Here is an 11,843-nt window from a genome sequence, read left to right as displayed (position 1 = left end):
TTTTCAACCGGTTTTTCAGCCTCTGCCGGAGCTGCTTCGGAAGTCTTGGAAGCTTTCTTATCAGCATCCAGTGACTTCATTGTCGGGAACAGCAGTACGTCACGGATAGCCGGGCTGTCGGTCAGAAGCATAACCAGACGGTCGATACCGTATCCGATACCACCTGTCGGTGGCATACCGATCTCCAGTGCATTCAGGAAATCTTCATCTGTATGCTGTGCTTCATCATCGCCTGCTGCCGCATTAGCATCCTGCTGTGCAAAACGCTCTCTCTGATCAATCGGATCGTTTAACTCGGAGTATGCGTTACACATCTCCCAGGTATTGATAAAGAGCTCAAAACGCTCAACCTTATTCGGATCGGACGGTTTCTTCTTGGTTAGCGGGGAGATAGAAAGCGGATGATCCATGATAAAGGTCGGCTGGATCAGTTCTTTCTCACAGTACTCCTCGAAGAAAAGGTTGATGATATCGCCCTTAGTATGACGATTCTCAAACTCGATGTGATGCTCTTTTGCAAGCTGTTTCGCTTCTTCATCGGTTTCCACCGCATCGAAATCAATGCCGGCATATTTCTTGATGGCATCGTTCATGGTCAGACGCTCGAATGGTTTACCGAAATCAATCTCAATACCGTTGTAGGAAATCTTTGTGCTTCCGCACACTTTCTCAGCCAGATAACGGAACATGCTCTCGGTCAGCTCCATCATGCCCTCATAATCGGTATATGCCTGGTATAACTCCATCAGGGTAAACTCCGGATTGTGACGGGTATCTACGCCCTCGTTGCGGTATACACGGCCAATCTCGAAAACTCTCTCAAGTCCGCCTACGATGAGTCTCTTCAGATACAGTTCCAGGGAAATACGGAGCTTAACATCCTCATTCAGTGCATTGTAATGGGTCTCAAATGGACGTGCAGCAGCACCGCCGGCATTGGATACCAGGGTCGGTGTCTCTACCTCCATAAAGTCTCTTCCAGAAAGGAAGTTACGGATCTCTTTGAGGATCAGGGAACGTTTGATAAATGTCTTCTTAACATCTTCGTTCATGATCAGATCCACATATCTCTGGCGATAACGCATATCCGTATCGGTAATACCATGATATTTCTCCGGAAGAATCTGCAGGCTCTTAGAAAGCAGGGTCATCTTCTCTGCATGGATGGAGATCTCACCGGTCTTGGTACGGAATGCAAATCCTTCTACGCCGTAGATATCACCAATATCGGATTTCTTGAAGTCTGCATAGGACTCCTCGCCGATTGCATCTTTTGCCACATAGACCTGGATGGTTCCCTGTAAATCACGGATATTGCAGAAGGACGCTTTGCCCATGACACGCTTAAACATCATACGTCCTGCGATGGATACGTGAATCGGCTGTGCATCCATGATCGCTCTTCTCTCATTATAATCTGCATTCAGTGCTTCTCTTGCCTGAGCCTCATCCATGCCCTCTGTATTCAGCGGGGCTCTGCCTGCCAGAATCTCTGCCTCATGCTCTTCATAAAGCTTCTTCACTTCAAGAGAATGATGGGTCTGGTTATATTTTGTAATCTGGAACGGATCCTTGCCTGCATTCTGAAGTTCTGCCAGCTTCTCACGACGAACCTTTAACAGCTGATGGATATCCGGTTCCTGCTGATTCTTCTTGTTCTGATCTGCCATCTTTTCTTACTCCTTCGTATTCCTGTTACTGTTCGCACTTATGATACTCTTCTGATGTCCAGAATCTTGTACTGGATAACGCCCGCCTGTGTCTCTACGTCTACGGTCTCGCCAGCTTTCTTGCCAAGCAGGGCACGACCAACCGGAGACTCGTTGGAGATCTTACCATCTAAGCTGTTTGCCTCGGTGGAACCTACGATCTTAAATTCCATCTCTTCATCCTCTTCGACGTCCAGTACCTTTACCTGGCATCCGATGCTGATCTTATCCAGATCGATCTCATCCTCAACAACAACCTCTGCGTTTTTCAACAGTTTCTCAAGGTCTACGATTCTTGCCTCGATGTCTCTCTGTTCATCTTTTGCTGCATCATACTCAGCGTTCTCAGACAGGTCGCCCTGCTCTCTCGCCTCTTTGATCTTCTGTGCGATCTCCTGGCGTTTATTTACTTTCAGATCATGAAGTTCATCTTCATACTTTTTCAATCCTGTGTAAGTTAAAATGTTCTTCTTTTCTGCCATGACAGCTATCCTTCCTTCTATCGATTCATCATTGAATCCCCTAATAATTGCATCGCACTATTATACATGATTCTTAGTGTAATGTCAAGAATCACAAAGTGCCATAATGGCTTTAAAAACAAGGGAAAATCCTACATTTTCGTGCTTTTTCTGTGCCTTCCGATTTCGTCCACCCATGTAACACAACCATCGTTTTGATTCCACACATTCATCCTTCTCTTAAATTCTCTCATCCACCAGCCGTTCCAGCTCCTCCAGCGTCTCCACCTGGTTTATATCATTGCGAAGCGCCGACGAATGTGGAAATCCTGCCGTATACCATGCCACGTGCTTACGCATCTCCCGCATTGCGATCTCCTCGCCGCGAAATTCCGTCTGAAGCGTCCCATGGCGGACAATCATCTTCTTTACTTCCTCCGCAGTCGGCGGCGGCAGAAGTTCTCCGGTTTCCAGATAGTGGAGAATCCGTTTAAACAGCCATGGATTTCCTTTCGCGCCGCGCGCCGCCATGATGCCGTCGCAGCCGGTTTCTTCCTTCATTCTCTTGGCATCTTCCGGTGTAAATACATCACCGTTTCCCCAGACCGGGATTGAAACCGCCTCTTTGACCTGACGGATAATGTCCCAGTCCGCCTTTCCGGAATAATACTGCTCTCTCGTCCGTCCATGCACGGCTACCGCCGCCACGCCGCAGCTCTCTGCCATCTTCGCAAACTCAACCGCATTGATATTCGAATCATTAAATCCCTTGCGGAATTTGACCGTAACCGGTTTATGAAGTTTCTTTACCATCGCCGTCAAAATCTGCTCTGCCAGCTTCGGATCCTTCATCAGTGCCGAACCTTCGCCGTTATTGACAATCTTTGGCACCGGACAACCCATGTTGACGTCGATGATGGCATACGGTCCTTCCTCCAGCTGCAGCGCCATCTCGCTCATGATCTCCGGATCTGAGCCAAACAGCTGCACCGCAACCGGCTCTTCTTCCGGCCGCGTCTCTAATAACGGCTTTGTATTGCGGTTCTTATAAAGAAGCGCCTTCGCGCTGACCATCTCCGTGTACATCAAACCACATCCCTGCTCCTTACAGAGCAGACGGAACGGCAGATCCGTCACACCTGCCATCGGCGCAAGGGCGATTGCATTTTTTAATTCTACGTTTCCAATCTTCATTTTATTTCTAATCTTCCTGATACCGTTCCATCTGCTCGTCGTCTAACAGTTCGTCCGCCGGGATTCCCAGCACCTTCACCTTATAATACAGCTCCAGCGATTCCAGCAGCTCACGCTTCTCCGCCTGATACTGCTTGATTTTAAGCGCGCTTCCGATCTCGTCAAAGAGGTAATCATTCTCCTCCGCCTCAACCTTAAACTGCAGTCTGCCATCCGGCATAAACTCCAGCAAAATAATACCGCCGATGTCCTCTGTGTACATAACACACATGATCTGCAATTCCTGCTTAATTGACTCCGGCAGCCCCGAAAACTGCTCATTCAGATAATATTTTTCCACATACGAATTCGCACCGCAGAGTACGGTGGAGTCCCCATCTGTATTGGGATTCTGCATTTCTGCCATTTTCTTGCACCTCCATCTGTTTCATTTTCCATTGCCCACAAACAGGGCTGACGCACGAACGGAGAGCAGGCTCTCCCTTTATCCCTGAGAAGCCTGTTCTCCGTTCATATGCCAGCCCATCTCACAAGCAGCCATCAAATTCCTTAACGAATCAGCAGCTTACTAATCTCATACTGATCTTCCGGAATATCCTTCTTCATATTCAGCGCCTCCTGAATATCAAAATCCAGAAACTCGCCGTGCTTATACGCTACCACGCGGTTGGTTTTTCCTTTTTCCAGCAGCTCCACTGCCTTGGCGCCCATGATGGACGCATAGACGCGGTCTTTACAGGTCGGCGCGCCGCCTCGCTGCATATAACCAAGGATCGTCGCACGTGTCTCGATGCCGGTTGCCGCCTCGATTCGCTTCGCCATCGACGCGGAATGTCCGATGCCCTCGGCATTAATGATAATATGATGTCTCTTGCCGCGTTTCCGGTTATCGATGATGCGGTTGATCAGCATCTGCTCATTGCCATCGTACCGCTCCGGAAGCAGAATATCCTCAGCGCCGTTAGCGATACCGCACCACAGGGCGATATATCCCGCGTGGCGTCCCATAACCTCGATGATACTGCAGCGCTCATGGGAGGTGGAAGTATCTCTTACCTTATCGATCGCCTCCATCGCCGTGTTGATCGCGGTATCAAACCCGATCGTATAATCGGTGCAGGCAATATCCAGATCGATCGTGCCCGGAAGACCTACCGTATTGATTCCCAGCGCGGATAACTTTCCGGCGCCGCGGTAAGAACCATCGCCGCCGATGACGACCAGACCGTCAATGTTGTGCTTGCGGCAGATTTCTGCGCCGCGCTTCTGACCTTCCTCGGTCATAAATTCCGGACAGCGGGCTGTGTATAAGATCGTACCGCCACGGCCAATCGTATCTGCCACGCTGGTTCCGTCCATGTCCACAATCTCTTCCTGCAAAAGTCCAGCGTAACCACGCATGATACCTTTTACCTTCATGCCCTTGTTGATCGCAGTCCGGACCACCGCACGGATCGCTGCATTCATACCCGGCGCATCGCCGCCGCTTGTCAGTACACCAATCGTTTTAACCTCTTTTGCCATCGCTTATTCCTCCGTCCTAAGGCTTTCCGCTTCACATCCCCAACCGTGAACCAGCCGTTTTATTTTCGAATCTTTTGACCCTTCTGATACCAAATTGTTCTGCACTGCGTGCTACCACAATTTTCAAACAATTTTATTGTAATTCATTTTATAGGTCATTTCAAGATTTTTTATGATATTTTTTTAACATGTCGCCAAAGCGTGTTACTGTTCACACATACGTGCCCAGTTACCAAAGCTTCCAATGTCCAATGCAAATTTTAACACTTATGAAGAAATCTTCCCCAGCGGCTTCTCCACCACCTTGACGTTCTTCTCTCCCAGCATCTCGCTGAGCGTCGTCACCAGCGCCTCGCCTGCCCGCACATTCCAGTTGCGCGGCAGAACCTTTTTCGCGCGCTCACGTCCCAGGTAAATGATCACGGTGTCATTTCCATCACTTGTTTTCAGGAGGTCGAGAAGTTCTTTCTCTCCCGCCAGATACGCGTCCTTGTCCGCATACTGAATCCACAGCTCGCGCGGCACCTGCGAAAATGGGATAATCTGCTCGCAGATCAGTTTTCCGACCGGCTCATCGCCGACCGATGCGCGCCCGCGGATAAAGACTTTTTCATCCTTTATCAGCATATCGCGCCGTTTTTCATAATCCTTCGGGAATACCAGCACTTCCACACTTCCCGCCAGATCTTCCACCGTCAGGAACGCCATCATTTTGTTATTCCGGGTCGTCTTAACCGTTTTCTCGGTGATCATTCCGCCGATCGTCACATACGCGCCGTCGTGAACCACCGCCGAACCGGTCTCCTCATCCACAACAAAATCGGAGCTCTTCGCCGTCACATTTTTCTCCCAGGTGCCGATATATTCCTCCAGCGGATGCCCGCTGACGTAGACGCCCAGCATTTCTTTCTCGTATGCCAGATATTCTTCCCTCGAATACTCTCCGACATTCGGAAATGTGATCTGAAAACTCTTCTTGTCCTCTTCCGCTGCAAAATCAAAGAGTGACATCTGCCCTTCCATCGTATTTTTCTTCTCTTTATTCTTCTGATCGACCATCGAACCGCAGACCATACATTTCTGCTTGCGGGTTCCCGGCAGCCCGTCCATCGCACCGGATTTGATAAAGCTTTCCAATGTGCGTTTGTTGACCTCCCTGCCCGACATCCGGTCAATGAAATCTTCCAGTGAGCGGAATTTTCCATGTTCGGTCCGCTCCCGCACAATCTCATCCACCACCGACTGACCGATACTCTTGATCGCCGATAAACCATAGCGGATCGCGCCGTCCGAAACAGAGAAGCCGCCCTCGCCCTCATTGATATCCGGCGGCATGATCTTCATACCCATCTGACGGCAGCTCATGATATATTCCGATACCTTCGTAACATTATCCTTGACCGAGGTCATCAGCGCCGCCATGAATTCGACCGGATGGTAATATTTCAGATATGCCGTCTGGTAGGAGACAACCGCATACGCCGCCGCGTGCGACTTGTTGAAGGCGTATTTCGCAAAATCGATCATCTCATCGTAAATATGGTTCGCCGTCTTCTCGTCGAGCCCATTCGCAATACAGCCCTTTACGCCCTCTTGTGCATTGCCGTAGACGAAATTCTGGCGTTCTTTCTCCATGACTGCCGCTTTTTTCTTTGCCATCGCACGGCGCACCAGGTCGCTTCGTCCCCAGGTATAGCCAGCCAGATCGCGCACGATCTGCATAACCTGCTCCTGATAGACGATACAGCCATAGGTCGGCGCCAGAATCGGTTCTAACTGCGGGCACTCATAGGCAATCGAAGCCTTGTCATTTTTGCCTTTCAGATAACGTGGAATGAAATCCATCGGACCCGGACGATACAGGGAAATACCGGCGATCAGATCCTCCAGGTTTTCCGGCTTTAACTCTTTCATGAATCCTTTCATGCCGGAGCTCTCCAGCTGGAACACACCGTCATTTTTGCCGGTTCCAATTGAATCCAGCACCTTTTTATCGTTGTAATCGATCTTATCTATATCAAGCGGTTTTCCGGTCGTTTTCTCCACCAGGCGAACCGCATTCTGGATAACCGTCAGGGTTCTAAGACCCAGGAAATCCATTTTCAGAAGTCCCAGCTCTTCCAGCGTCGTCATCGTAAACTGGGTCGTGATCGAACCGTCAGATGCCCTGGACAACGGCACATACTCATCGACCGCCGCACGGCTGATGACAACGCCCGCCGCATGCATGGAGGTATGTCTCGGCAGCCCCTCCAGACGTTTACTCATGTCGATCAGATATTTGACCGAATCATCCGACTCATACGCCTCACGCAGATCCGGACTGGCTTTGAGCGCCTTGTCTAGCGTCATGCCGAGATCACCCGGAATCATTTTTGCGATCGCATCACACTGTGCATACGGCATATCGAGCGCGCGCCCCACGTCGCGGACGACACCCTTTGCCGCCAGCGTACCGAAGGTAACAATCTGCACGACGCGGTCTTTTCCGTATTTCCGCACGACATAGTCGATAACCTCCTGACGCCGTTCGAAACAGAAATCGACGTCGATATCGGGCATGGAAACTCGTTCCGGGTTCAGGAAACGCTCGAAAATCAGCTGATAGCGGATCGGGTCGATGTCCGTGATCTCCAGACTGTACGCGACGATACTGCCCGCCGCCGAACCACGTCCCGGACCGACCATGATGCCGTTTGATTTTGCAAAATGGATAAAATCCCACACAATCAGGAAATAATCGACATATCCCATCGAATGGATAACGTCCAGCTCATACCTCAGGCGCTCCCGCAGCGTCCCATCGTCGTTCGGGTAGCGCTTGTGAAAGCCCTCCCCGCAGAGCTTCTGCAGATATTCCCAGGACGTATATCCGTCCGGAACATCATACTGCGGCAGCTTCGTCACGCCAAACTCGATCTCGACATTGCACCTCTCGGCGATCTTGTGCGTGTTGTCAAGTGCTTCCTGTGCATACGGAAACAGCGCACGCATCTCCTCCTCGGATTTGACATAGAACTGCCCGCCCTCATAGCGCATCCGGTTCTCGTCCGTGACTTTTTTGCCCGTCTGGATACAAAGCAAAATATCGTGCGATTCCACATCTTCTTTATAAATATAGTGGCAGTCGTTCGTCGCCACCAGCGGAATCTGCAGTTCCTGGCTCATCCGCATCAAGCCCTGGTTGACCGTCCGCTGCGCCGGGATGCCGTGATCCTGCAATTCCAGGAAGAAATTGTCCGGTCCAAAGATATCGCGGTATTTCTGCGCCGACTTGCACGCTTCCTCATACATGCCTCTCGACAAATACCTCGGGATCTCGCCCGCCAGACACGCGCTGAGTGCAATAATGCCTTCATGGTAGGTTCTCAGCACCTCGTCATCCACACGCGGTTTATAATAAAAGCCCTCGACAAAGCCCTTGGAGACGATCTTCATCAGATTCTGATAGCCGATATTATTTTCCGCCAGCAGAATCATATGATAATAGCGATCCTCGCCGCTTCCCGCCTCCCGGTCAAAACGCGATCCGGGCGCCACATAGATCTCACAGCCGATGATCGGCTTGATCCCATTTTCCCTGGCTGCCCGGTAAAAATCGATCACGCCGTACATGACGCCGTGGTCAGTAATCGCCAGACTGTCCATCCCCAGCTCCTTCGCCCGGGCGGTCAGTTCTTTTATTTTACTCGATGCGTCAAGCAGACTGTACTCTGTATGCACATGCAGATGTGTAAATGCCACCTTTTTCCTCCCATTCAGATCTTTTAAGGGACTGCCGTTTCCCGCGAAACGACACCCCCTCATCTATCAAAGCTCTTGTTTTGTGTAACTGTTACGTCCCCTGTCTCTTTCCGAAAAACGGTCAGAAATCTTAATTTCTACTGATTGCTCAGATATTTCTCAATTCCCTCGATCGCACTCTCCTCGTCGCTGCCATCAGCCGTTACCTTTACGTGCGCGCCCTCTGCCAGTCCCAGCGTCATCATGCCCATGATGCTCTTTGCATTGACGCGTTTTTCTTCACTTTCCACATAGATGCTGCTCTCATACTGGCTTGCCACCTGCACCAGCATCGCCGCAGGACGTGCCTCCAGACCTGAACTCAAACCAATTCTGATTTCCTTACTTGTCATAATATCCTCCTCATCGAGCCCCGCTCGAAAAAAACGGCAAAATCCGCTGCCACTACTGTATCGCACGGAATTTTCCATCCGGGAAATTCCTGCCTGTGAACAATAACCTAACTTTACTCGCCCCGCTCTTCGCGGAGACTTTCAGCTACTGCACTTATCTTTCTGAGCCTGTGATTGACTCCCGATTTTCCAACTGGATGGCTCAGATTCTCCCCCAATTCCTTCAAGGTTGCATCCGGCATCTCCAGACGAACCTGTGCTACCTCTGAAAGAAGCTCCGGCAAGTAATCCAGCCCGACCGTATCACGGATGTATGTGATATCCGCAAGCTGCTTGACTGCCGCCGAAACAGTCTTATTGATATTGGCAGTCTCGCAGTTGACCTGGCGGTTGACGCTGTTTCGCATTTCTTTCAGGATCCGGATATTTTCCAGCTCCATCAATGCCACATGCGCTTCCATCAGCCCCAGAAGTTCCACAATCTGACTGCCTTCTTTTATATATACCACATAATACTTCTTTCTGACAACTATTTTCGCATCGATGTCGAATGTCAGAATCACATTCTGAAGCTGCACCGCCTTTTCAAGCGACGCGCATACGATCTCAAAATGATAAAATTTCTCCGGATCGCTTAAGGATCCGGCTGCCAGAAAAGCGCCCCGGATAAATGCCTTCTTGCAGCACGCATTCTGAATCACCAGATTCCGCACCACCGAAAGGTTTTCCCCAACATTTCCCTGCGCATCCACCATCTTGACCGCCTCCAGCACCCGGAGTGCATTTTCGTGATCGCGCACCAGAAGCGTATAAGAACGGCTCTTTTTTAAAAATGCATTGCGCCGGATCGAAATGTCCGCCTTAATATTAAATGTATTTTTCAATAATGTAAAGTATTTTCGTGCAACCGCTACGTTTTCCGTGTGGATCCGTATGCTGAAATGATCCTCTTCATCGATATGAATCTTGCCGCAAAGGCTCAAAATCGCCGCCAGCTCTGCAATCTGGCAGTGCCTCGCCTTGCTCAGCTGATGCGACAGCTCTTCCTTTACCCGGGCTGAAAATGACAAAGTCCTCTACCTCCGTTTACCCTTTTGTCCGGTTATCCATCTCTATGTCCCGATGTTCCAGTTTAAGCCCTATTTCCGAGTGCTCCTTGAGGCGCTCATAGAGCCGGTTCGCCACCGTAACTGAACGGTGCTTTCCACCGGTACATCCGACGGCTATGACAAGCTGATTCTTTCCTTCTTTTACATAGTACGGAAACAGGAAGTCAATCATGTCATAGAGTTTATCCAAAAATACGTCTGCCGTCCCGCCGCGGCGCACAAAGTCCTGCACCGCCTTCTCATTGCCGGTATGGCTTCTTAAATTCTCATCATAATAAGGATTCGGCAGAAAACGGACGTCAAACACGAGATCCGCGTCCGACGGAATCCCATATTTAAAGCCAAAGCTTAAGATCGTCACAAAGAGGCTGGAAAAGCGCTCGCGCCCCATGAAAATCCGTTCCAGCTCCGCCTTGAGCTCCCGCGTCAGAAGCGTGCTGGTGTCCAGAATATAGTCCGCCCGCTTTTTCAGGAAATCGAGTTTCAGGCGCTCTTTCGCAATACCGCGGTCCAGCCGCTCTTTTCCTGCCAGCGGATGGGAACGGCGCGTTTCCTTATATCGCTTGATCAGCACCTCATCGCTGGCATCCAGAAACAGGATCTCATACGGGAACTGGATGTTATTCCAGTCATTCAGTGTTCCCTCCAGCTGTGCCAGCTCGTCGCCGCTGCGGACATCGATTCCCAACGCTGCACAGCTTACCTCCCCGCTGCTGCTCTGCACCAGCTCCGCAAATTTTCCCACCAGCGGGATCGGGAGATTGTCAACACAGTAAAATCCCATGTCCTCCAGCATTTTCAGTGCCGCCGTCTTTCCGGCTCCCGACATACCGGTTACGATCACAAGCCGCATATTGTTCCTCCCTTTTCCATACTCTATATATCTTAATATCTTAAAAGCCCAGCATCTTTACTTCCGTCTCCAGTTTCACCCCAAACTGCTCATACACGCGCTTCTGCACCGTCCCACACAACCCCGCGATGTCCGAAGCCGTCGCATGGTCGCGGTTGATAACGAAACCACAGTGTTTCTCCGACACCTGTGCGCCGCCCTCCTGATAGCCGCGAAGTCCGGCATCTTCGATCAATTTTCCGGCGAAATAGCCCTCAGGGCGCTTAAAGGTGCTTCCGGCACTCGGATATTCCAGCGGCTGTTTTTCCCGCCGTTTGGCTGCCAGTTCATCCATCCGCACCCGGATCGCTTCCGGATCACCTTTCTCCAGACGGATCCGCGCCGATAAAACGATATATCCGCGCTCCGGGATACAGCTGTGGCGGTAACCCAGATCCAGTTCTTCCGTTTTAAGCTCTTTTACCTCGCCGTCCGGCGTCATCACGCGCACAGATTCCAGCACATCCTTTAATTCTCCGCCGTAAGCGCCCGCATTCATGACCGCCGCGCCGCCCACGGTTCCAGGAATCCCGGCTGCAAACTCAAATCCGGTCATTCCATCCTTCTGCGCCTCCCTGGCGGCACGCGAAAGCAACACACCGGCGCCCAGCTCATAGACGCCCGGTTCGCCCTCCGGACAGACCACCTCTGTAAACTGGCTTCCCAGAAGGATCATCACGCCCGGATAGCCCGCATCACTGACAAGCAGATTGCTTCCATTTCCTAATATGTAATACGCTTTCTCTGCCTCCCGGCACGCCGCCAGCACTGCCGCCAGCTCTTTTTCGCCCTCCGGGGTCACAAAATAGCGGGCTGGT

Annotated in this window: 10 protein-coding genes; all 10 read right to left on the bottom strand. The window is 50.9% G+C overall.

The genetic code is table 11. From position 1 onward, the window contains the following. Positions 1-1,670, bottom strand: a 1,670-nt coding sequence (gene lysS, locus QVO97_RS05095) for a lysine--tRNA ligase (protein ID WP_288189001.1), incomplete at its 3' end; no start/stop codon positions are given. Between the two features lie 38 nt (positions 1,671-1,708). Next, entirely contained in the window at positions 1,709-2,191 is a 483-nt protein-coding gene (gene greA, locus QVO97_RS05090; protein WP_022359307.1) for a transcription elongation factor GreA, read from the bottom strand. Positions 2,192-2,410: 219 nt separating this feature from the next. Beyond that, the gene (gene dusB / locus QVO97_RS05085; protein WP_022359306.1) at positions 2,411-3,364 is read right to left on the bottom strand and encodes a tRNA dihydrouridine synthase DusB; all 954 of its coding nucleotides are present in this window, start codon (positions 3,362-3,364) and stop codon (positions 2,411-2,413) included. A 7-nt stretch (positions 3,365-3,371) separates the two neighbouring features. Continuing rightward, entirely contained in the window at positions 3,372-3,770 is a 399-nt protein-coding gene (locus QVO97_RS05080; protein ID WP_022359305.1) for a DUF6145 family protein, read from the bottom strand. A 143-nt stretch (positions 3,771-3,913) separates the two neighbouring features. Further along, a complete protein-coding gene (pfkA, locus tag QVO97_RS05075; RefSeq protein WP_022359304.1) occupies positions 3,914-4,888 on the bottom strand; it encodes a 6-phosphofructokinase in 975 nt (324 codons plus the stop codon). A gap of 267 nt (positions 4,889-5,155) precedes the next feature. Then, complete coding sequence (locus QVO97_RS05070; RefSeq protein ID WP_022359303.1) at positions 5,156-8,632, bottom strand: DNA polymerase III subunit alpha; 3,477 nt, start codon at positions 8,630-8,632, stop codon at positions 5,156-5,158. Positions 8,633-8,769: 137 nt separating this feature from the next. After that, positions 8,770-9,024 (bottom strand): HPr family phosphocarrier protein, encoded by a 255-nt coding sequence (locus QVO97_RS05065; protein ID WP_107001048.1) that lies wholly within the window; start codon positions 9,022-9,024, stop codon positions 8,770-8,772. 113 nt (positions 9,025-9,137) lie between these two features. Beyond that, on the bottom strand, positions 9,138-10,094 hold the full coding sequence (gene whiA, locus QVO97_RS05060; protein WP_022359301.1) for a DNA-binding protein WhiA: 957 nt from the start codon (positions 10,092-10,094) through the stop codon (positions 9,138-9,140). Between the two features lie 16 nt (positions 10,095-10,110). After that, the gene (gene rapZ, locus QVO97_RS05055; protein WP_022359300.1) at positions 10,111-10,986 is read right to left on the bottom strand and encodes an RNase adapter RapZ; all 876 of its coding nucleotides are present in this window, start codon (positions 10,984-10,986) and stop codon (positions 10,111-10,113) included. A 40-nt stretch (positions 10,987-11,026) separates the two neighbouring features. Then, positions 11,027-11,843, bottom strand: an 817-nt coding sequence (murB, locus tag QVO97_RS05050) for a UDP-N-acetylmuramate dehydrogenase (RefSeq protein WP_288188997.1), incomplete at its 5' end; no start/stop codon positions are given.

This window comes from Clostridium sp. CAG:43 (assembly GCF_000434655.1).
In the GTDB taxonomy this organism is placed as follows: domain Bacteria; phylum Bacillota; class Clostridia; order Lachnospirales; family Lachnospiraceae; genus Otoolea; species Otoolea fessa.
This window is presented reverse-complemented; position numbering and strand designations above follow the sequence as displayed.

Bases quoted from the DNA above. Each gene is read 5' to 3' on its own strand.
- dusB (WP_022359306.1), bottom strand. From the start codon at position 3,364: ATGAAGATTGGAAACGTAGAATTAAAAAATGCAATCGCCCTTGCGCCG.
- rapZ (WP_022359300.1), bottom strand. From the start codon at position 10,986: ATGCGGCTTGTGATCGTAACCGGTATGTCGGGAGCCGGAAAGACGGCG.
- greA (WP_022359307.1), bottom strand. From the start codon at position 2,191: ATGGCAGAAAAGAAGAACATTTTAACTTACACAGGATTGAAAAAGTAT.
- pfkA (WP_022359304.1), bottom strand. From the start codon at position 4,888: ATGGCAAAAGAGGTTAAAACGATTGGTGTACTGACAAGCGGCGGCGAT.
- QVO97_RS05080 (WP_022359305.1), bottom strand. From the start codon at position 3,770: ATGGCAGAAATGCAGAATCCCAATACAGATGGGGACTCCACCGTACTC.
- QVO97_RS05065 (WP_107001048.1), bottom strand. From the start codon at position 9,024: ATGACAAGTAAGGAAATCAGAATTGGTTTGAGTTCAGGTCTGGAGGCA.